The following is a 19,600-nucleotide window of genomic DNA, read 5'->3' as shown; positions in this document are numbered from 1 at the left end:
CTTAGAAATTCGCTTCCAGCGAAACCGTTACGGTGCGGTCCAGACCGACGATGTACGCCGGGTCGCCATCGCGGAAGCCGCTGTAGCTGGCCGCATTGGTCTTGGTGGTGTACACGCCGTCCAGGTACTTCTTGTCGAACAGGTTGTCGACGTTCAGGCGCAGGGTTGCGTCCTTGACCACCTTCTTGTCCACCGGCAGGTAGATACCGGCACCGAGGTTGAATACGGTGCGGCCGGAAATGGCTTCGTCGTTGGTCAGGTCGCCGTAGAGCTTGCTGGTGTACTTGCCGCCGAAGGTGCCGTAGAAGCGCCCGTCGTCATAACCGATGTTGGCCGCCAGCATGTTCTTGGGCACGTTGGCGAACTGCTTGCCGCTGGTGGGCAAGACGATGGCTTTGCCGGCGTTGTAGACGGTCATGTCGTCTTGCTGCTCGGCCTTGGTGTAGGTGTAGGAGGTGTAGTAGTTGAAGTGGTGAGGCAACTGGCCGCTCCATTCCAGCTCCAGCCCTTTGTTGGTGACCGCGCCGACGTTGATGTCGGCAGCGTCACCATTGATGTCTTTGGACGACACCTGGCGGTTCTTGAAGTCCATGTAGAAAAGGGTAGCGGCCAGGCTCATGTCGTCGCCGCTGTAGCGCCAGCCCAGTTCATGGTTCCAGCTGGTTTCCGGCTCGAGGTTGATAGAGTCGGCGCCCTTGTCGTAGAGCGCGTAGTTCTGAGGTACGCGCATGTTGCGCGAGAGGCTGTAGAACAGCTGGTCACGCTCGTCCAGCTGGTATTTGAGACCGACGTTGGGCAGCAGTTTGTTATAGGTCTGGTTACGTTTTTCCGGCTGCTCGGTGAGGCTGCCGTGGTTGGTGCCGTCACGCTCGACGTTCATGTACGCAAGGCCGGCGATGAAGGTCCAGTCCGGGTTGATGTACCAGGTGTCCTGGGCCCAGACTTTTTGCGCCGGGGTGACAGTGAAGCGGTCCCGTCCCTGGATCTGCTTGCCATTGGCATCGACAATGGCGCTGTTGGAGTCGGGCCAGGTGTCTACCGGCTTGCCGTTGCTCTTGAGCGGAATGAACGGCTGGGTCTGGCTCTGGCGTGCGCGCTCGTACCAGTAGCCGAACTGCAGGCTGTGGTCGCCCAGGTCCCAGGTCAGCTTGGTGGTGATGCCCGGACGCCAGGTCTGGGTGCGCGAAGGGCGGTAGTACACGCCGCTGTTCGGCGTGCCATCGGCGTTGTATTGCGCGGCGGTGGGCAGGTTGCCGAGGTCGAACACACCGCCCTGGTTCGAGCCGCGGTTGAGCGCATAGGCGGACGCGCCGACGCCGCTGCCGTTGCCCCAGTAGTAATACGGGATCACCGACAGGGCCAGGTTGTCGGCCAGTTTGAACTGGGTGTTGAGCACGGCGGTAAAGGTCTGGAACGGGTTCTGCGCCAGGGCGTAGTAGCTGTTGTACTTGCCGTTGCTGCCCTCGCTCGGCGTCGCCGGGTAGGGATCGTACTTGCGGCCGTTCTGCTGGAACTGCGCCTTGGTCAACTGGCTGTAACTGTTGTTGTCCTGCTCGTGGTACTTGAGGATCAGGTTGGCAGTGTTGCCGTTGCCGGCGTCGAAGAAGCTGTTCCACTCCACCTTGTCAGCGCGCACCGCGCCTGAGCCACGCCACATTTCCCCTTCGGTATGGGACACCGACAGCCAGTTGCTCAGGCCATTGATCTCGCCGGTATTGAGACGGGCGAAGGTCTTGCGCGTGGCGTTGCTGCCGACGACTTGCTTGACGAAGGCGCCGGTTTCCTTGGTCGGGCGAATGGTCACGATGCCGATGTTGCCGCCGCTGGAACCGATGTGCGGGCCGTCGGCTTCCGATGCGCCCTGGGTGACGAAGATCTGGTCGATATTCTCCGGGTCGCCCAGCAGGTTGGAGTACAGCGCATAGTTGCCGGAGTCGTTGATCGGCATGCCGTCCACCGACATGCCCACCTGGTCGGAGTTCATGCCGCGCATGGTGAAGCGAAAACCCGAGAGACCGGTGTTGTCTTCACTGGAGATGTTCAAGCCCGGGGTGTACTTGAGCTTGTCGATGGCGTTGCCCGTCGCGGCCTGTTTGTCCAGGGCTTCCTTGGTTACCGTGGAGCGGCCCTTGATGCTCTCCTCCGGGACCATATAGCCGCCGCCGGCGGTCGCCTTGCCTTGTACGCCAATGGTGCCGACGTCACTGTCGCTGGTCTCTGCCATGACCATTCCCTGGGTCATGCTGGTCGCGGCAACGAGTGCCAGATGAATACGGGTGAACTTCATCACTGTCGTCCTGGGTCGGGTGCTTATTGCACGCTGTAGTTGAAGGTGGCGGTGAAGCGTTGCTCGTTGCGCCCCCCGAAGGCTTGCTCGGGGAACGGCTTGACTTGCTTGATGCGACGCAAGCTGTTGGTGGCGGCCCGGTTGAGCAGCATGCTTGAGGCCGGGCTTTGTACGCCGGAGTCGAGAACGCGACCCTGGCGATCTACCAGCAACCACACCACCACCTCGCCACTCGGGCGTTCGAGGGACGCCTGGCGCCCGGTGGGGTACTGCTTGTAGGTGTCCAGCTCGTTGCGCAAGCCTTTGAGATAACCGCCTTCCAGGGCCTGGCCATCGACTTTCGGCGGGGCTGGCGGGGCTGGCGGCGCTACAGGCGCTGTCGGGGCTGCCACGGGCGCAACGGGTTTGGCTGCGGCCACCGGCGCAGGCGCTGGCGCGGCCTTGGCAACCACCGGCTTGGGCACCGGTTTTGGCTTGGGCTTGGGTTCGGGTTTGGGCAGTGGCTTGGGTGGCGGTGGCGGTGGCGCCGGCTCGGCCTCCTCATCTTCGATCACCGGCGGTGGCGGCTCTTGCTCCACCACCGGTTCCGGGACAACTTCCGGCTCCGGTTCGACCAAGGCCAACTCGACCGCCGACTCGTCATACACCGGCTCGACCTTCAAGGTCTGGGATTGGATACCCAGTGCAATCAGCACCAGGGCGATCACGGCCGGTACACTGCCCAGCAGCTGACGCGCACGAAACAGCACGTACATGATCAGGACTTACGCGTAGCGATGGAAACGGAAGTGAAGCCACCCAGGCGCAGGGTGTCCATCACTTCCACCAGGCGCGAAACCTCAACGCCTTTGTCGCTGTTGACGATGATCGTCGACTTGGTATCGGGCTTTTCGGCGGCCTTCAGCGCCGGCACCAAGGCAGCCACCGTCAGGTCCTTGCCGTCGAGTTGCAACTGGCCTCCCAGGCCCAGGGTGAGGATGAATTTGTTTTGCGGTTTGAGCTGCTGTGAACTGCTGGCACTGGGCAATTGCGTCTTCATGCCGAGCGCGGGAATCACGTTCAAGCTCACCAGTACGAAAAACACCAGCAGGAACATCATCACGTCGATCATCGGGATCAGCTCGATGTGCGCCTTGCGTTTCTTGGGTTCGTCCCAGGTTCTCATTCCGTTACCCCGTCAGTGAATTAGGGGCAAGACGCTAACAGGCAAAAATGACCGAACGGTTAACTTTAATTGACGGTTTAAAGGCTCTAGGACGCGTCTTTCAGAAAACTTACCGGTCACTTTTGCGACGTAATGAAACTGACATGCAGGGGGTACATCCTCGAGGAATTTATCTCGGGAGCCGCCCCGTATGCCCACTGAGTTGCCTCATTTGTCCACCCCGCGGCTACTATTGCGAGCCTTGGAAATGCACCAGGCCGAGGTGCTTTTTTCGCTCGCCAACGGGCCGAAAATTGCCGACAACACGGCCAATATTCCCTCGCCCTATACGCTGGAAACAGCGCAGGATTTTATTGCCGGTGCGGCGCAGAAATACCGCACAGGTGAGTTGCTGACCCTGGGGATGCATGTGCGTGACTCCGGCGAATTGATCGGCATGGTCAGCCTGCGGCTCAATGCTCGCCATCACTATGGGCACCTGGGTGGCTGGGTCGCGGCGCACTGCCGTAACCAGGGGTATGCCGCCGAAGCGGCGAGCGCGGTGATGGATTTCGGCTTCTCTGAACTGGGGTTGCAGCGCGTAGGCAGCCAATGTTTTGGCCGCAATAAGGAGTCGGCGCGGGTCATGGAGAAGATCGGCCTGCGTTATGAAGGCTGCATGCGCCAGGCGTTTCTGAAAAATGGTGTGTACGAGGACCTGCTCGGGTTTGCCATCGTGCGTGACGATTGGGAGCAACGGCTATGAGCGGTGTCGTAGACCACGACCGGCGTCGGGTACTCAGCGGGCTGGCGGTCGCTACGGCGTTTTCCATCCTCAGCCCGTTTGCGCGCAGTGCCGGGGTGGATTATCCGTTCACCCTCGGCGTGGCGTCTGGCGACCCGTTGCCGGATGGCTTTGTGATCTGGACGCGCTTGGCGCCGTTGTTCAACGCCGCAGACGGGTGTGGTGGCTTGAGTCGCGCGGTGCCGGTGCGTTGGCGGGTGGCCAGCGATGCGGCGATGACGCGCATTGTGAAACAGGGCGAGGTGCTGGCGACTGAGCGTTTCGCCCATTCGGTGCATGTGGAGGTGGCGGGGCTGGCGGCGGGCAGGCCGTACTGGTACCAATTTGAAGGGCTTGGTGCGCAAAGCCCGGTGGGCCAGTCGCGCACCGCACCGCCGCTGCATGCCATGGCCTCGGCCCGGCTGGGGTTTGTCTCCTGCTCGCACTGGGAGCGCGGGTATTTCAGCGCCTACCGGCACCTCGCCGCCGAGCAACCCGACCTGGTGTTTTTCCTCGGCGACTATATCTACGACAGTTCCTACGCGGCGGATTCCGGCAAGGTTTTTCGCTCCCATGGCAGCGGCAATGCGCAGACCCTGAGTGACTACCGCAACCGCTACGCGCTGTACAAGACCGATCCGGACCTGCAGGCCCTGCACGCTGCCGCACCCAGTGTGGCGACCTGGGACGACCACGAAGTGCAGAACGACTATGCCAACCGTTGGTCCCAGGACCCCAAGGTCGGCGTGACGCAATTTCTGCAGCAACGGGCGGCGGCTTACCAGGCGTATTACGAACACATGCCCCTGCGCGCCAGCAGCGTGCCGAAAGGCGCGGACATGCGCATCTACCGGCGCCTGGACTATGGCCGGCTCGCCCGTTTCCATGTGCTCGATGGTCGCCAATACCGCTCCGGGCAACCCTGTACCCAGGCCAATGGCAGTCGCCAAGGGCACATTGAGACCAGCCCATGCCGTGACTTGCGTGACCCTGCCCGCACGTTGCTTGGCTGGCAGCAAGAAGCCTGGCTGGACCAGGGGTTTGCCCAGTCGAAGGCGCAGTGGAACGTGATCGCCCAGGACCTGCTGGTGGCGCCGCTGATCCAGCGTGATCTCACTAACCACAAGCCGGGACGCTGGACCGATGGCTGGGATGGCTACATGGCCAATCGTTCACGCATGCTGGCATCCATCACGCGCCATCGGCTCAGCAACCCGGTGTTCTGGGGCGGCGACATACATTCGTTCTGGGCCACGGACCTGCATGCAAAAGCCGACAATCCGGACTCGGCGGTGGTCGCCACCGAGTTCGTCGGCTCGTCGGTGACGTCAGACGGGCCGCCCTATGACGCCTTCATGAAGATCATGCCGCTCAACCCCCATGTGAAGTTTTTCGACAGCCGCCAGCGCGGGTACGTGTCGGTGGAGTTGACGGCCCAGCGGATGCTGACGAAATTTCGCGCGATCAGTGACCCGCGTGACCCGGTGGCGACGGTGTCGACGTTGAAGTCTTTTGTGCTAGAGCCGGGGAGGGCGGGGGCGATTGCCGTGTAGCCTATTTCTCTGTGGCGCATCGGTCACTGTGGGTGGGGGCTTGCTCACGATAGCGGTGGGTCAGTCACTCATGCTGTGATTGAACCTCCGCCATCGGGAGCAAGCCCACTCCCACATTGATTTCGTAGCGCACCGACAGGGCGCCTTTTTTCTCCGACAATGCCAAAATCGTCACCTGGCCCAGTTCGCTCAACGTTTGCACATGGGTGCCACCGCAAGCGTATGACGGCAACTCGCCGAAGCCGACTTCCCGGATGCCTTCTTCCAGCCTCATATGCCGTGGGTAGTCGGCGGCGATCCATTGGTTGACCTGCAGTTGAAGCATTTGGGCATCCATGTCCTGTGCAGCTTCGCCACGGATAAACGTGATCTTGCCTTCACCCGGCCAATGGTGGGCCTTGATCGGCATCCAGCCCAGGCGTTCGCCGGCATTGCCAATCAAATGCCCCGCCGAATGCAGGCGGGTGTGCAGCGCGCGGCGCTGTGCATCGACCCGCGCAATGATCGGGCCGGGTTGCAACGGCTGATCAACGTAATGCACCACATGCTCGGCTTCCTGCATGACGCGCAGTACCTGGCTGTTGCCGAGCCAGCCAGTGTCGAACGGCTGGCCGCCGCCTTGGGGATGGAAGATCGTCGACTGCAGGATCACGGCAAATTGCTCTTCGTGCGCAGTGCAACTGAGCACTTCCAGCTCGGCTGTAAGGTGGTCGTGGGTAAAAAACAGGCGCTCGGTCATCATCTACATCCGCATCGGGGTTCTGCGGACAGTATAAATAGTGCGTGGATGGGTGATAATCTACTCAATTATCAATGGACCTGTGCGTCATGAGCATCAATCTTCCCTTGTCGCTGCTGGGCGAAATGGCAATTTTCGTCAGAGTCGTGGAAACCGGCAGCTTCTCCGAAGCGGCGCGGCAACTGAGCGTTTCACCCTCGGCTGTAAGCCGCAGCATCTCACGCCTGGAGCAGGCCCTGGCCACGCGCTTGCTGCAACGCACCACGCGCAAGCTGCGCCTGAGCGAGGGTGGCGAAGAGGTGTTCAAGCGTTGCCAGGAGATGGTCAACGCGGCCCGCTCGGTGATGGAAATCAGTGGCCAGTTCAACCATGAAGCCGAGGGCCTGGTGCGGGTCAGCGTGCCCAAGGCGGTGGGGCGCTTTGTGGTGCATCCGCATATGCCTGAATTTCTGCGGCGCTATCCCAAGGTGGATGTGCAATTGATTCTCGAGGATCGGCACGTGGACCTGATCGACGATAACGTCGACCTGAGCATTCGCATCACTGACAGCCCGCCGCCTGGCTTGGTCGGGCGCCAGTTATTGCCCATCGAACACTTGCTGTGCGCGACGCCGCAGTACCTGGCCGAGCATGGCACCCCGTGCCATCCCCACGATTTGCTCGAACACAGTTGCATCTACCTGGGGGAAACCCCGGGCGACTCGCGCTGGAAATTCCGCCAGGCCGGCAAGGCGGTGACGGTTGGCGTACGCGGGCGTTATGCGGCGAACCACACTGGGGTGCGGTTGGATGCGGTATTGCAGCATGTGGGGATTGGCAGCTTGCCGTATTTCACGGCGCGGCATGCGTTGGCGGCGGGCCAGTTGGTGCAAGTGTTGCCGGCGTGGGACTTTATTGCGTCTTACCATGGCCAGGCGTGGTTGCTGCACTCGCCGACGCGGTACTTGCCGCCGAAGTTGCGGGTATTTATTGATTATCTGGTGGAGTGCATGGCGAAAGAGCCAAAGCTAAATGTGGGAGGGGGCTTGCCCCGATAGCGGTCTGTCAGTCACCTTTGCATTGATTGACCCACTGCTATCGGGGGCAAGCCCCCTCCCACATTTGAATCTCAGTGTTTGAAAAGTCAGTGCTTGCTCTGGTCTTGGGGCATGGCCAGCAGTTGCTTTTCCTGGTTCCAGTCGAACGGTTCGTCGTTCTGTTCGGCTTCATAGCGACGCTCTTCCAGGGCCTGGTACAGGTCCAGTTCCTCGTCGGGCATGAAGTGCAGGCAGTCACCGCCAAAGAACCACAGCAGATCGCGGGGGACCAAATGGGCGATCTGCGGGTAGCGCAGGATGACCTGGCTCATCAGGTCCTGGCCCAGGTACTGGCTTTCGATCGGGTCGATTGGCAGCAGGGCGCGCAGTTCGTCAAAACGCTCCAGGAACAGCGAGTGGCTTTCCTCGGGCACCTGTTCGGCTTCGCCGACGGCAACCAGGATGCTGCGCAGGTGGTCGAGCAAGACGAGATGATCGGCAACGACGTTGGACACGAGATAAAGTCCTCTAAAGCAAAAACGGGCGCGAGAGTATATGCCTCTCGCGCCCGTATTTATATGACCGCTTGACTCAGCGGACTTTACCTTCGGCCTGGATCAGCTCTTCCTTGCTGAAATCATCCACGTCGATCACCTTGCGCCGCGCCGCTTCGGCGTCGCGCAGGGTTTGCGCTTCGGCCGGTTGCAGTACGCCGGCGTGCAGGGCTGCGTCGATGGCAGACTCACCGGCCGTCGGTTTGACTTGCCCGCTTTTAAGTGCGGCATGCAGTTTTTTCTGCAACGGATGGCTGGCGCCGAGCAGGTCGTAGGCATGCTGCAGCGCGCCCACGGGATCTTCTGCCGATTGCGGGCGATAACAGCCGGCCAGCAATTCTTCCAGGGTCGGGTCGCCCTTGGCGCGACCGATCACCGCGGCCACTTCGGCATCCAGCGCGTCGGACGGCCCGGTGTGACGACGCCCGAATGGGAACACGATCACCCGCAGCAGGCAGCCCAACACTTTGTTCGGGAAGTTGCTCAGTAGTTCATCCAGTGCGCGTTCCGATTCACCCAGGCTTTCTTCCATGGCCCAGGCAAACAGCGGTTCCAGGTGATCCGGCGAGTCCAGGTCGTGATAACGCTTGAGCGCCGCCGATGCCAGGTACATATGGCTGAGCACGTCGCCCAGGCGCGCCGACAAGCGTTCGCGGCGTTTGAGCTCACCGCCCAGCAGCATCATGCTCAGGTCGGCCAGCAGTGCAAACGCCGCCGCCTGGCGGTTCAGGGCGCGGAAGTAGCCCTGGCTCAAACGGTTGCCGGGGGCTTTCTCGAAATGCCCGAAGCCCAGGTTCAGCACCAGGGTGCTGGCCGCGTTGCTCACGGCAAAGCCGATGTGCTGCATCAGCAGGCCGTCGAACTCCTTCAACGCCTGGTCACGGTCTTCGCGACCGGCCAGGGCCATCTCCTTGAGGACGAACGGATGGCAGCGAATCGCGCCCTGGCCGAAGATCATCAGGTTGCGCGAAAGGATATTCGCGCCTTCCACCGTGATGAAGATCGGCGCCCCTTGCCAGCTACGTCCCAGATAGTTGTTCGGACCCATGATGATGCCCTTGCCGCCGTGCACGTCCATGGCGTGGGTGATGCACTCACGGCCGCGCTCGGTCAGGTGGTACTTGAGGATCGCCGACAACACCGAGGGCTTCTCGCCCAAATCCACGGCATTGGCGGTGAGCATGCGGGCGCTGTCCATCAGCCAGGCATTTCCGCCGATGCGCGCCAGGGCTTCCTGGATACCTTCGAAGGCCGACAGCGGTACGTTGAACTGCTCGCGCACCTGGGCGTATTGCCCGGTCACCAGGCTGGTGAACTTGGCCGCGCCGGTACCGACCGCAGGCAGGGAGATGGAGCGGCCCACCGACAGGCAGTTCATCAGCATCATCCAGCCCTTGCCGAGCATTTCCTGGCCACCGATCAGGTATTCCAGGGGGATGAACACGTCCTTGCCGGAGTTGGGGCCGTTCATGAACGCGGCACCAAGTGGCAGGTGACGACGACCGATTTCTACGCCGGGAGTATCGGTTGGTATCAGCGCAAGGCTGATGCCCAGGTCTTCTTCTTCGCCCAGCAGATGGTCCGGGTCATGGGCCTTGAAGGCCAGGCCGAGCAGGGTCGCGACCGGGCCGAGGGTGATGTAGCGCTTTTCCCAGTTCAGGCGCAGGCCGAGGGTTTCCTTGCCTTCCCATTCGCCTTTGCAGATCACCCCGGTGTCGGGCATGGCGCCCGCATCAGAGCCGGCCAGCGGGCCGGTGAGGGCGAAGCATGGAATGTCGTCGCCACGGGCCAGGCGCGGCAGGTAGTGGTTGCGTTGTTCCTCGGTGCCGTAGTGCAGCAGCAGTTCGGCCGGGCCGAGGGAGTTGGGCACCATCACGGTCGAGGCGAGGTCACCGCTGCGGGTCGCGAGCTTCATGGCGACCTGGGAGTGGGCATAGGCAGAGAAGCCTTTGCCACCGTACTCCTTGGGAATGATCAGGGCGAAAAAGCCGTGGGTCTTGATGTGTTCCCAGGCCTCCGGCGGCAGGTCCATGGCCTGGCCGATTTCCCAGTCGCTGACCATGGCACAGAGTTCTTCGGTAGGGCCGTCGATAAACGCCTGTTCTTCTTCGGTCAATTGCGCCTTGGGGTAAGCCAGCAATTTATCCCAGTCGGGGCGCCCGCTGAACAGTTCCCCGTCCCACCAGACGGTGCCGGCATCGATGGCATCGCGTTCGGTCTCGGACATCGGCGGCAAGACTTTCTGGAACCAGCTGAACAGCGGCTTGGTGAAGTATTGGCGGCGCAGGTCGGGCAACAGCAACGGCACGGCGACCACGGCGATGAGCACCCAGAAGATCAGCAGCAGCCAACCCGGTGCGTGGCTCCAGGCGCCCATCGCCAGCAGGTAGACGGCGACCACGCCCAGGGCGGGCAGGGGGGCGGTACGGCGGTGTGCCAGGTAGGCAATGCCGACCACCAGCACCAGTATCCACAACAACAGCATATGCAATCCTCCGTGAAACCAGGGGCGAAACCACCAGGGAGCTTAGTCGGCATCCGATCAAGCCGGGTGATCAGGGTGTTACAAGTTGTACTCGACTACCCATCCGCAGGCGCCGACATTTGGCCGAATCGTCGTTATCTCTTGTGGCAAGCCTGTCGTTAGACTCGAGGCTTCCTTTGGAGATCAAGCTTATGAACGCATACTTGAGTCCCAGCCGCTTCATCGATAGTGACCACCCTGCAGTGGTGGAGTTCGCCGAAAAACATCGCGGAACCCGTGCGGATTTAAGTGACCAGGCAGTCAGTCTCTACTACGCCGTGCGTGAGACGATTCGCTACAACCCCTACACCTTCAGCCGTGACCCCAGCACCTTGAACGCCAGCTTCGCCCTGGCTGCCGGCCAAAGCTACTGCGTGCCCAAGGCCACCTTGCTCGCTGCCTGCGCCCGCCACTGCGGTATCCCGGCCCGAATCGGCTTGGCGGATGTGCGCAATCACCTGTCCACCCCACGCCTGCTCGCCCTGCTCAAGAGCGACGTGTTCGCCATGCACGGTTATACCGAGCTTTACCTGAACGGCCGCTGGGTCAAGGCGACCCCTGCGTTCAACCAGCAACTGTGCGACCTGTTCGATGTGCCGCCGCTGGCGTTCGATGGCCGCCATGACAGCGTCTTTCACGCGTTCAATCGCCAGGGCCAGCGCTCAATGGAGTACGTGGTGGACCACGGGCAATTTCCTGACGTGCCTGAAGCATTTTTCTTCGCCCATATCCAAAAGTGTTACCCGCACCTGTTCGCCGACGATGCACCGACCTTGCTGGGCGACATGCAGAGCGATTCAAGCCGCGCCTGAACCGGCGTATGCTGCTGCCTTCATCCTGCCAAGTTCATCAACAAGAAGGCGCGGTCATGCTGAAAATCTGGGGTCGTAAAAATTCGTCCAACGTCAGGAAAGCACTGTGGTGCGCCGAGGAGCTCGGCCTGGACTATGAGGCGATTGATGCGGGCGGGGCTTTCGGTGTGGTCGACACCCCTCAGTACCGGGCCCTGAACCCAAATGGCCGGGTGCCGATGATCGAAGATGGCGACTTTGTGTTGTGGGAGTCCAACACCATCGTGCGTTATTTGTGCGCCAAGCACGCTTCTAACTGGTACCCAAGCGATCTGAAGGCCCGCGCCAACGCCGAAAAGTGGATGGACTGGACCACCTCTACGTTCGCCGAACCGTTCAAAACCGTGTTCTGGGGCGTGCTGCGCACCCCGGCGGAAAAACAGAACTGGGACAACATCCATGCCGGGCGCCAAGCCTGCATCGAGGTGCTCAAGACTGTCGACCAGGCCCTTGCCGAACAACCTTACCTGTCGGGCAATGAGATCGGCATGGGGGATATCCCCCTGGGCAGCTTTATCTACGCCTGGTTCGAGATGCCTATCGAACGCCCTGCAATGCCCCATCTAGAGACCTGGTACCAACGCCTTCAACAGCGACCGGCCTATCGCAAAGCGGTGATGACCGCGTTGACTTAATACACACTATTAATACGGGTGACTGTACTTGTGCGGCATGGGCACGCACCATGCTCGCACTGCACCGCGGTTGAACTACCGGCGGTGTGCCCTCATCTATTGTTTCTATTCCCTTCTTTGGTGCGTATCCAGATATGAGTTCCGCTCTGTCCATCCGGCAGCTAACCAAAACCTACGGCAACGGTTTCCAGGCCCTGAGTGGTATCGATCTGGATGTCGCCGAAGGTGATTTCTTCGCCTTGCTCGGCCCCAACGGTGCCGGCAAATCCACCACCATCGGCATTCTCTCGACCCTGGTCAACAAGACCAGCGGCACGGTGAATATCTTCGGGCATGACCTGGATAAATCCCCGGCGGCGCTCAAGCGTTCCATTGGCGTGGTGCCCCAGGAATTCAACTTCAACCAGTTCGAAAAGACCTTCGATATTGTCGTGACCCAGGCTGGCTACTACGGCATCCCGGCAAAAATCGCCAAGGAGCGCGCCGAGCAGTACCTGACCCAACTGGGCCTGTGGGACAAGCGCGATGTACCTTCACGTTCGCTGTCCGGTGGTATGAAGCGCCGCCTGATGATTGCCCGCGCCCTGGTGCATGAGCCGCGCCTGTTGATCCTCGACGAACCTACCGCGGGCGTGGACATTGAGCTGCGCCGTTCGATGTGGGCCTTCCTTACCGAGCTGAACGAGAAGGGCATCACCATCATCCTCACCACCCATTACCTGGAGGAGGCTGAGCAGCTGTGCCGCAACATCGGCATCATCGACCACGGCACCATTGTCGAGAACACCAGCATGCGCAACCTGCTGGGCCAGTTGCATGTGGAAACCTTCCTGCTCGACCTGAAGAACAACCTGACGGTGGCACCGCAACTGGTGGGTTACCCAAGCCGCCTGGTCGACAGCCACACCCTGGAAGTGCAGGTGGACAAAGCCATGGGCATCACCGCGCTGTTCACCCAGCTGGCGACCCAGAACATCGAAGTGTTGAGCCTGCGTAATAAAACCAATCGCCTTGAGGAGTTGTTCGTGTCCCTGGTGGAGAAAAATCTGGCGAAGGTGGCAGTATGAGTTCGGAACTGCAACCCAACCTCGTCGCGCTGCAAACCATTGTCTATCGCGAAGTGAAGCGCTTTACCCGGATTTGGCCGCAGACCCTGCTGCCGCCGGCAATCACCATGGTCCTGTACTTCGTGATCTTCGGTAACCTGATCGGCCGGCAGATCGGTGACATGGGTGGCTTCACCTACATGGAGTACATCGTACCGGGCCTGATTATGATGTCAGTGATCACCAACTCCTACGGCAACGTGGTCTCCAGTTTCTTCGGCAGCAAGTTCCAGCGCTCCATCGAGGAACTGATGGTTTCGCCGGTTTCGCCGCACACAATCCTGATCGGCTATACGCTCGGCGGTGTGCTGCGTGGTTTGATGGTTGGGGTGATCGTGACGCTGCTGTCGTTGTTCTTCACCCACCTGCAGGTGCATCACCTTGGCGTCACCATCCTGGTGGTGGTGCTCACGGCGACGATCTTCTCGCTGCTGGGGTTCATCAACGCCGTTTTCGCACGCAACTTCGATGATATCTCGATCATTCCGACCTTCGTGCTGACGCCGCTGACCTACCTGGGCGGGGTGTTCTACTCCATCACCTTGCTGCCGCCGTTCTGGCAGACCGTGTCCCTGGCCAACCCCGTGCTGCATATGGTCAACGCCTTCCGCTACGGCATTCTGGGCGTGTCGGACATCAAGATCAGCGTGGCGATCACCTTCATGATCGTGGCGACCGTGGTGCTGTATGTCGGCTGTGCGCGGTTGCTGGTGAGCGGGCGTGGGATGCGTACTTAAATAGCGATTCAACGCGGTAAAAAATGTGGGAGGGGGCTCGCTCCCGATAGCGGTCTGTCAGACCCCTTGTACTGACTGATCCACAGCTATCGGGAGCAAGCCCCCTCCCACATTTGGTTTGGTGTATGGCCTTCAGTTTTTCAGGGCCAGCTCTATCAGGGCATGCAGTTCTTCAACCGCCAAAGGCTGCGCCGAAAACAGAATACGGAACACCGTCGGCGCCGCGAGCAGGTTGATCAAGCGGTCCACACTCGGCGCCGTCTCTTGCGGATAACGATCGACGATCGCCTGCAATTGCCCGCCCAGAATGCTCACGCAATACCCCGGCGTTACGCTGCTTTGCACGTCGCGCATCATATTGCGCCCTACGTCCGTACTCATTTCATCCAGGTATTGCTCAGCCCAGGCCTGCAGGTCGCCGCGCAGGCTGCCGGTGTCTGCCGGCTCGCTGTCCGGGCGCAGGCGCGCCAGGGCCACATCGGCGAGCAACACGGAAAGGTCGCCCCAGCGCCGGTAGATGGTCGAGGGCGTAACGCCTGCGTGTGCCGCAATCATCGGCACAGTAATACTGGATCGCTCATGGGCTTCGAGCAATTCGCGCACTGCCGAATGAACGGATTCTTGTACCCGGGCACTACGGCCCCCCGGGCGGAGGCCTTCTTTAATCGCCATGCTTAAAACCTTAACACAAAGAATTTGCTTTAAGCGCCGGCGGGTAGCACACTCTACAAAAGCAAAATATTAGCTTTAGCGGAGCGTGCCCATGTCCAGCAACATTTCTCACCGGTCCAGCCTGGCGTTCCTGGTGATCACCGTGTTGACCTTCCTCGCCGCGTCCAGTGCGCCGACACCGTTGTATCAGGTGTACCAGGAAAACCTGCATTTTTCGGCCGCGATGCTCACGGCCATTTTCGGCGTTTATGCCGTGAGCCTGTTGGCGGCGTTGCTGACCGTGGGGTCGCTCTCGGATTACCTGGGGCGCAAGCCGGTGATCTTCGCCGCGCTGCTGCTGAATATCATGGCGATGCTGCTGTTTATCAACGCTGACAGCACCGCCTGCCTGCTTGCCGCTCGCGCATTGCAGGGCTTTGCGACCGGGACTGCCACAGCGGTGTTGAGCGCGACATTGCTCGATACCGACCGCGTGCGTGGCCCGATGCTCAACAGCCTCGCGCCGATGCTCGGCATGGCCTGTGGTGGCCTGGGCAGCGGCTTGCTGGTGGAGTACGCGCCGCGGCCGACCCAATTGGTCTATTTCACCCTGCTGGGCTTGATGGTGCTGCAGGCCGTGTACCTGTGGCGTCTGCCTGAAACCGTCAGCCGGATACCGGGGGCCTTGAAGTCCCTGGCGCCAACCCTGCACGTGCCGCCCCAAGCGCGCCGGGCCTTGTGGTTGGCGATGCCGCTGAATGTGGCGGTGTGGGCGCTGGGTGGGTTCGTGTCTTCCCTGGCGCCGTCGCTGGTGCGGGCTGCGACGGGGTCGAGCTCGCATTTGATCGGCGGTGGCCTGGTGGCGGTAGTGACCCTGAGTGGCGCGGTGATGATCTACAGCCTGCGCAACCGTGCGGCCGACAAGGTCATGCGCCTGTCGGCGGTGCTGCTGGCGGTGGGTGTAGGGCTGCTGCTGGTTGCCGTGCAGACCGCCAGCCTGTGGCTGTTCTTTGTCGCCAGTGTGATTGCCGGCTTTGGTTTCGGCGGCGGCTTCATGGGCAGTGTGCGCAGTATTGTCGGCTTGGCGTTGCCTCATGAGCGGGCCGGCCTGATGTCAGCGTTCTATGTATTGAGCTACCTGGCGTTCTGCGTGCCGGCGTTATTGGCGGGTAATCTGAGCCGCGTGTTTGGCCTTGTCGCTACCACGGATGGCTATGGTGTAATGCTTATCCTGCTGGCCCTCGGCGCACTCGCCGGGCTGCTGTTGCAGGATGCTTCAAGAGGCAGAGCCGCCGCATAAGATGTATATCTGCAAAATAGATAATAGTTAGAGATATTACCCGTTATATAGATATTCGAACAGGTTCTATCATGGCTTCAACCTCATGCGAGGAAGAGGATTAGCGCCATGACCTGCTCGACTATCAACAGCTACAAACCTTTAAGTCACCTGGCCCGTCCCCGGGAAGTGATTCGTCAGTTCACTCCGAACTGGTTCGCCGCCACCATGGGCACCGGGGTGCTGGCGCTGGCCTTGGCCCAACTGCCGGTCAGCCTGCCAGGCTTGCACGCTGTGGCAGAGGGTCTTTGGGTGTTCACCATCGGGCTGTTCATGCTGTTCAGCGTGTTGTATGCCGCCCGTTGGGTGATGTTTTTCCACGAGGCACGGCGGATTTTCGGGCACTCCACAGTCTCGATGTTCTTCGGCACCATCCCTATGGGCCTGGCGACCATTCTTAACGGTTTGCTGCTGTTCGGCCTGCCACGCTGGGGCGGTGATGTGATCCCGTTGGCTGAGGCCCTGTGGTGGTTGGACGTCGCCATGTCCCTGGCCTGTGGCGTGCTGATCCCGTTCATGATGTTCACTCGCCAGGAGCACAGCATCGACCAGATGACCGCGGTCTGGTTGTTGCCCGTAGTGGCTGCCGAAGTAGCGGCGGCCAGCGGTGGCTTACTGGCCCCGCACCTGGTCGACGCCCATGCTCAACTGGTGATGCTGGTGACCAGCTACGTGCTGTGGGCGTTCTCGCTGCCAGTGGCGTTCAGCATCCTGACCATCCTGATGTTGCGCATGGCCTTGCATAAATTGCCTCACGCCAATATGGCGGCGTCGAGCTGGCTGGCACTGGGCCCTATCGGTACAGGCGCCCTGGGCATGTTGCTGCTCGGTAGCGATGCGCCGGCGATCTTCGCTGCCAATGGCCTGGCGAGTGTCGGTGAAATGGCCCATGGCCTGGGCCTGATCGCAGGCGTCACCTTGTGGGGCTTTGGCCTGTGGTGGATGTTGATCGCGGTGCTGATCACCCTGCGTTACCTGCGCGCAGGTATCCCGTTCAACCTGGGTTGGTGGGGTTTTACCTTTCCGCTGGGGGTATATGCCCTGGCCACGTTGAAATTGGCGAACGTGCTGCAACTGGGGTTCTTCAGCGTATTGGGCAGTGTGCTGGTGGCGGCGCTGGCGCTGATGTGGATGATCGTGGCAAAGCGCACGGTGCAGGGCGCGTATAAAGGCGAGCTTTTTGTTTCGCCATGCATTGCAGGGTTAGGGAATAAGTAAGCGGGATTAGGTAAAGTCGTGGCCTGATCAATAACAGGCCACGCAGGAACACGGACGATGAGCCACCCCTCGCAATTCACCTTGCTGCGCACACGGCGTTTCTTGCCGTTTTTCATCACCCAGCTGCTGGGCGCGTTCAACGACAACATCTTCAAGCAATCGCTGATCCTGGCCATTCTCTATAAGCTCAGCATCGAGGGCGACCGCTCTATCTGGGTCAACCTGTGCGCTTTATTGTTTATCCTGCCGTTCTTCCTGTTCTCGGCATTGGCCGGGCAATTTGGCGAGAAATTCAACAAGGACGCCTTGATCCGTGCGATCAAGATCGGTGAGATCGTGATCATGGCCGTCGGCGCGACGGGCTTTTTGACCAATCATCTGGAGCTGATGCTGCTGGCACTGTTTGCCATGGGCACCCATTCGGCGCTGTTCGGGCCGGTGAAGTACTCGATCATGCCCCAGGCCCTGCACGACGATGAGTTGGTCGGCGGCAACGGCCTGGTGGAAATGGGCACGTTCCTGGCGATCCTGGCCGGCACCATTGGCGCCGGGATCATGATGTCCTCCACCCATTACGCCCCGGTAGTGGCGGTGGCGATAGTCGGCGTGGCGGTGTTGGGCTACCTGGCCAGCCGCAGCATTCCGCGCGCGGCGGCTTCCACGCCGCAACTGCGCCTGAACTGGAATATCTTCACCCAGTCCTGGGCGACGTTGCGCATGGGCCTGGGGCAGACGCCAGCGGTGTCGCGCTCGATCGTCGGCAACTCTTGGTTCTGGTTTGTCGGCGCGATCTACCTCACGCAGATCCCGGCCTACGCCAAGGAATGGTTGTACGGCGACGAAACCGTGGTGACCTTGATCCTCACCGTGTTCTCCGTGGGCATCGCCCTGGGTTCGATGCTCTGCGAAAAGCTCTCCGGGCGTAAGGTGGAGATCGGCCTGGTGCCGTTCGGCTCCTTCGGCCTGACGGTGTTCGGCCTGTTGCTGTGGTGGCACTCGGGGGGCTTCCCGCAGAACGTCCAGGCCAATGACTGGCTTGCGGTACTCAGTTACGGCCAGGCCTGGTGGGTGTTGTTCGATATCCTTGGGCTCGGCGTGTTCGGTGGTTTCTATATCGTGCCGCTGTATGCGCTGATCCAGTCGCGCACCGCCGAGAACGAGCGGGCGCGGGTGATCGCGGCCAACAATATCCTCAACGCGCTGTTCATGGTGGTTTCGGCCATCGTCTCGATCCTGCTGCTGAGCGTGGCCAAGCTGTCGATCCCCGAGCTGTTTCTGGTGGTGTCGTTGCTCAACATCGCGGTCAACACCTACATCTTCAAGATCGTCCCTGAGTTCACCATGCGCTTCATGATCTGGCTGCTCAGCCACTCCATGTATCGCGTGGAGCATCGCAACCTGGAGCAGATTCCAGATGAGGGTGCAGCTCTGCTGGTGTGCAACCACGTATCGTTTGTCGATGCGCTGTTGATTGGTGGCGCGGTGCGTCGGCCGATTCGCTTTGTCATGTACTACAGGATTTACCGCTTGCCGGTGCTCAACTTTATCTTCCGCACCGCCGGAGCGATTCCGATTGCCGGGCGGCATGAAGATATCCAGATCTATGAAAAGGCGTTTTCGCGGATTGCCCAGTACCTGCAGGATGGCGAGTTGGTGTGCATCTTCCCGGAAGGCAAGTTGACGGCCGATGGCGAGATGAATGAGTTTCGCGGTGGCGTGACGCGCATTCTGGAGGAGACGCCGGTGCCGGTGATCCCGATGGCATTGCAGGGGTTGTGGGGGAGTTTTTTCAGTCGCGATCCGCACAAGGGCTTTTTCCATCGGATCTGGTCGCGGGTGGTGTTGGTGGCGGGTGAGCCGCTTGCCGTGGAGGCGGCAACGCCGGTGCAGTTGCAGGCTGTGGTGGGTGGTTTGCGGGGGAGTGTCAGGTAGTTTGTCGTTGTTTGTCAGGGCCTCATCGCAGGCAAGCCAGCTCCCACATTTGACTGTATTCACAATTCAAAAGGTGGGAGCTGGCTAGCCTGCGATAGCGGTAGTGGCTTAAGTGGAAATCTTGAGCCCTATCAGCCCGCAAATAATCAACGCCACACTGGCCAACCGAAACAGCGCCATGGATTCGCCAAACAGGATAATCCCGGCGATCACGGTACCTACGGCACCTACGCCGGTCCAGATGGCATAGGCGGTGCCCAGCGGCAGCTCCTTCATGGCCAGCCCCAATAGCCCCAGGCTGACCGCCATGGCGGCAATTGTCAGGGCGGTGGGCAGTGGCTTGCTGAAACCGTCGGTGTACTTCAAGCCGACGGCCCAGCCGACTTCGAATAACCCGGCAAAAAACAGAATGATCCAGGACATGCTGACCTCGCTTCTACAAAGTGGGGTCGTCCCCAGGTAGGCGCTTGATAGCGTCGCGAGGTCGTCCCCGCGAAGCTTGGTAGAGTGCCGAAATCGGATCAGACGAT

18 protein-coding genes are annotated in these 19,600 nt (G+C 60.7%); 10 read left to right on the top strand and 8 right to left on the bottom strand.

The features are described 5' to 3' along the window. Position 1: 1 nt before the first annotated feature. Genes NMB39_RS19685 through NMB39_RS19675 form a run of 3 tightly spaced genes read right to left on the bottom strand, consistent with a single transcriptional unit; the run spans position 2 to position 3,452 of the window. The gene (locus NMB39_RS19685) at positions 2–2,287 is read right to left on the bottom strand and encodes a TonB-dependent receptor (RefSeq protein ID WP_494340188.1); all 2,286 of its coding nucleotides are present in this window, start codon (positions 2,285–2,287) and stop codon (positions 2–4) included. A gap of 23 nt (positions 2,288–2,310) precedes the next feature. After that, positions 2,311–3,042, bottom strand: a complete 732-nt coding sequence (locus NMB39_RS19680; protein ID WP_494340189.1) for an energy transducer TonB family protein — start codon at positions 3,040–3,042, stop codon at positions 2,311–2,313. A 2-nt stretch (positions 3,043–3,044) separates the two neighbouring features. Beyond that, a complete protein-coding gene (locus tag NMB39_RS19675; protein ID WP_057023552.1) occupies positions 3,045–3,452 on the bottom strand; it encodes an ExbD/TolR family protein in 408 nt (135 codons plus the stop codon). Between the two features lie 190 nt (positions 3,453–3,642). Here NMB39_RS19675 and NMB39_RS19670 point away from each other — a divergent pair, with 190 nt between their 5' ends. Both NMB39_RS19670 and NMB39_RS19665 read left to right on the top strand, forming a co-directional pair. Continuing rightward, the gene (locus NMB39_RS19670) at positions 3,643–4,197 is read left to right on the top strand and encodes a GNAT family N-acetyltransferase (protein ID WP_494340190.1); all 555 of its coding nucleotides are present in this window, start codon (positions 3,643–3,645) and stop codon (positions 4,195–4,197) included. Continuing rightward, positions 4,194–5,768 (top strand): alkaline phosphatase D family protein, encoded by a 1,575-nt coding sequence (locus NMB39_RS19665; RefSeq protein ID WP_494340191.1) that lies wholly within the window; start codon positions 4,194–4,196, stop codon positions 5,766–5,768. The genes NMB39_RS19670 and NMB39_RS19665 overlap by 4 nt, the downstream gene beginning before the upstream one ends. Before the next feature lie 64 nt (positions 5,769–5,832). On the opposite strand, the gene NMB39_RS19660 is transcribed toward NMB39_RS19665, so the two are convergent. Then, the gene (locus NMB39_RS19660; protein ID WP_494340192.1) at positions 5,833–6,507 is read right to left on the bottom strand and encodes an alanyl-tRNA editing protein; all 675 of its coding nucleotides are present in this window, start codon (positions 6,505–6,507) and stop codon (positions 5,833–5,835) included. 89 nt (positions 6,508–6,596) lie between these two features. On the opposite strand from NMB39_RS19660, the gene NMB39_RS19655 reads away from it, so the two are divergent. Next, positions 6,597–7,544, top strand: coding sequence for a LysR family transcriptional regulator (locus NMB39_RS19655; RefSeq protein ID WP_046069048.1), 948 nt, complete (start codon positions 6,597–6,599; stop codon positions 7,542–7,544). An 86-nt stretch (positions 7,545–7,630) separates the two neighbouring features. Here NMB39_RS19655 and NMB39_RS19650 read toward each other — a convergent pair whose 3' ends face one another. Together NMB39_RS19650 and NMB39_RS19645 are read right to left on the bottom strand one after the other, a co-directional pair. Next, positions 7,631–8,038, bottom strand: a complete 408-nt coding sequence (locus NMB39_RS19650) for a PA2817 family protein (RefSeq protein WP_003190109.1) — start codon at positions 8,036–8,038, stop codon at positions 7,631–7,633. A gap of 76 nt (positions 8,039–8,114) precedes the next feature. Further along, the gene (locus tag NMB39_RS19645; RefSeq protein WP_494340193.1) at positions 8,115–10,562 is read right to left on the bottom strand and encodes an acyl-CoA dehydrogenase; all 2,448 of its coding nucleotides are present in this window, start codon (positions 10,560–10,562) and stop codon (positions 8,115–8,117) included. A 191-nt stretch (positions 10,563–10,753) separates the two neighbouring features. Here NMB39_RS19645 and NMB39_RS19640 point away from each other — a divergent pair, with 191 nt between their 5' ends. From NMB39_RS19640 to NMB39_RS19625, 4 genes are all read left to right on the top strand, one after another. Then, positions 10,754–11,413, top strand: a complete 660-nt coding sequence (locus NMB39_RS19640; RefSeq protein ID WP_057023556.1) for a transglutaminase-like domain-containing protein — start codon at positions 10,754–10,756, stop codon at positions 11,411–11,413. 56 nt (positions 11,414–11,469) lie between these two features. Then, positions 11,470–12,087, top strand: coding sequence for a glutathione S-transferase family protein (locus NMB39_RS19635; protein ID WP_494340194.1), 618 nt, complete (start codon positions 11,470–11,472; stop codon positions 12,085–12,087). A gap of 134 nt (positions 12,088–12,221) precedes the next feature. Next, on the top strand, positions 12,222–13,154 hold the full coding sequence (locus NMB39_RS19630) for an ABC transporter ATP-binding protein (RefSeq protein ID WP_057023557.1): 933 nt from the start codon (positions 12,222–12,224) through the stop codon (positions 13,152–13,154). Continuing rightward, positions 13,151–13,930 carry an ABC transporter permease gene (locus NMB39_RS19625; protein WP_034106501.1) on the top strand — a complete coding sequence of 260 codons (780 nt, stop codon included), beginning with the start codon at positions 13,151–13,153 and terminating at the stop codon, positions 13,928–13,930. The genes NMB39_RS19630 and NMB39_RS19625 overlap by 4 nt, the downstream gene beginning before the upstream one ends. A gap of 132 nt (positions 13,931–14,062) precedes the next feature. Here NMB39_RS19625 and NMB39_RS19620 read toward each other — a convergent pair whose 3' ends face one another. Next, positions 14,063–14,602: a TetR/AcrR family transcriptional regulator gene (locus NMB39_RS19620; protein ID WP_057023558.1), complete on the bottom strand. Its 540-nt coding sequence runs from the start codon at positions 14,600–14,602 to the stop codon at positions 14,063–14,065. A 91-nt stretch (positions 14,603–14,693) separates the two neighbouring features. Here NMB39_RS19620 and NMB39_RS19615 point away from each other — a divergent pair, with 91 nt between their 5' ends. The 3 genes from NMB39_RS19615 to NMB39_RS19605 all read left to right on the top strand — a co-directional run bounded on the left by NMB39_RS19615 (position 14,694) and on the right by NMB39_RS19605 (position 19,070). Further along, positions 14,694–15,881: an MFS transporter gene (locus tag NMB39_RS19615; protein ID WP_198720301.1), complete on the top strand. Its 1,188-nt coding sequence runs from the start codon at positions 14,694–14,696 to the stop codon at positions 15,879–15,881. 108 nt (positions 15,882–15,989) lie between these two features. Then, a complete protein-coding gene (locus NMB39_RS19610; RefSeq protein ID WP_046069041.1) occupies positions 15,990–17,138 on the top strand; it encodes a TDT family transporter in 1,149 nt (382 codons plus the stop codon). 57 nt (positions 17,139–17,195) lie between these two features. Beyond that, positions 17,196–19,070 (top strand): MFS transporter, encoded by a 1,875-nt coding sequence (locus tag NMB39_RS19605; RefSeq protein WP_057023560.1) that lies wholly within the window; start codon positions 17,196–17,198, stop codon positions 19,068–19,070. Positions 19,071–19,178: 108 nt separating this feature from the next. Here the strand turns inward: NMB39_RS19605 and sugE are convergent, their stop codons facing one another. Beyond that, positions 19,179–19,493, bottom strand: a complete 315-nt coding sequence (sugE, locus tag NMB39_RS19600) for a quaternary ammonium compound efflux SMR transporter SugE (RefSeq protein ID WP_010211634.1) — start codon at positions 19,491–19,493, stop codon at positions 19,179–19,181. Positions 19,494–19,600 lie beyond the last annotated feature (107 nt).

The sequence above is a fragment of the Pseudomonas sp. FBCC-B545 genome, from assembly GCF_059134095.1.
The sequence above is the reverse complement of the archived record's forward strand: the minus strand, read 5'-3'. Positions and strand labels throughout refer to the sequence as shown.

Bases quoted from the DNA above. Each gene is read 5' to 3' on its own strand.
- NMB39_RS19685 (WP_494340188.1), bottom strand. From the start codon at position 2,287: ATGAAGTTCACCCGTATTCATCTGGCACTCGTTGCCGCGACCAGCATG.
- NMB39_RS19680 (WP_494340189.1), bottom strand. From the start codon at position 3,042: ATGTACGTGCTGTTTCGTGCGCGTCAGCTGCTGGGCAGTGTACCGGCC.
- NMB39_RS19675 (WP_057023552.1), bottom strand. From the start codon at position 3,452: ATGAGAACCTGGGACGAACCCAAGAAACGCAAGGCGCACATCGAGCTG.
- NMB39_RS19670 (WP_494340190.1), top strand. From the start codon at position 3,643: ATGCCCACTGAGTTGCCTCATTTGTCCACCCCGCGGCTACTATTGCGA.
- NMB39_RS19665 (WP_494340191.1), top strand. From the start codon at position 4,194: ATGAGCGGTGTCGTAGACCACGACCGGCGTCGGGTACTCAGCGGGCTG.
- NMB39_RS19660 (WP_494340192.1), bottom strand. From the start codon at position 6,507: ATGACCGAGCGCCTGTTTTTTACCCACGACCACCTTACAGCCGAGCTG.
- NMB39_RS19655 (WP_046069048.1), top strand. From the start codon at position 6,597: ATGAGCATCAATCTTCCCTTGTCGCTGCTGGGCGAAATGGCAATTTTC.
- NMB39_RS19645 (WP_494340193.1), bottom strand. From the start codon at position 10,562: ATGCTGTTGTTGTGGATACTGGTGCTGGTGGTCGGCATTGCCTACCTG.
- NMB39_RS19640 (WP_057023556.1), top strand. From the start codon at position 10,754: ATGAACGCATACTTGAGTCCCAGCCGCTTCATCGATAGTGACCACCCT.
- NMB39_RS19635 (WP_494340194.1), top strand. From the start codon at position 11,470: ATGCTGAAAATCTGGGGTCGTAAAAATTCGTCCAACGTCAGGAAAGCA.
- NMB39_RS19630 (WP_057023557.1), top strand. From the start codon at position 12,222: ATGAGTTCCGCTCTGTCCATCCGGCAGCTAACCAAAACCTACGGCAAC.
- NMB39_RS19625 (WP_034106501.1), top strand. From the start codon at position 13,151: ATGAGTTCGGAACTGCAACCCAACCTCGTCGCGCTGCAAACCATTGTC.
- NMB39_RS19620 (WP_057023558.1), bottom strand. From the start codon at position 14,602: ATGGCGATTAAAGAAGGCCTCCGCCCGGGGGGCCGTAGTGCCCGGGTA.
- NMB39_RS19615 (WP_198720301.1), top strand. From the start codon at position 14,694: ATGTCCAGCAACATTTCTCACCGGTCCAGCCTGGCGTTCCTGGTGATC.
- NMB39_RS19610 (WP_046069041.1), top strand. From the start codon at position 15,990: ATGACCTGCTCGACTATCAACAGCTACAAACCTTTAAGTCACCTGGCC.
- NMB39_RS19605 (WP_057023560.1), top strand. From the start codon at position 17,196: ATGAGCCACCCCTCGCAATTCACCTTGCTGCGCACACGGCGTTTCTTG.
- sugE (WP_010211634.1), bottom strand. From the start codon at position 19,493: ATGTCCTGGATCATTCTGTTTTTTGCCGGGTTATTCGAAGTCGGCTGG.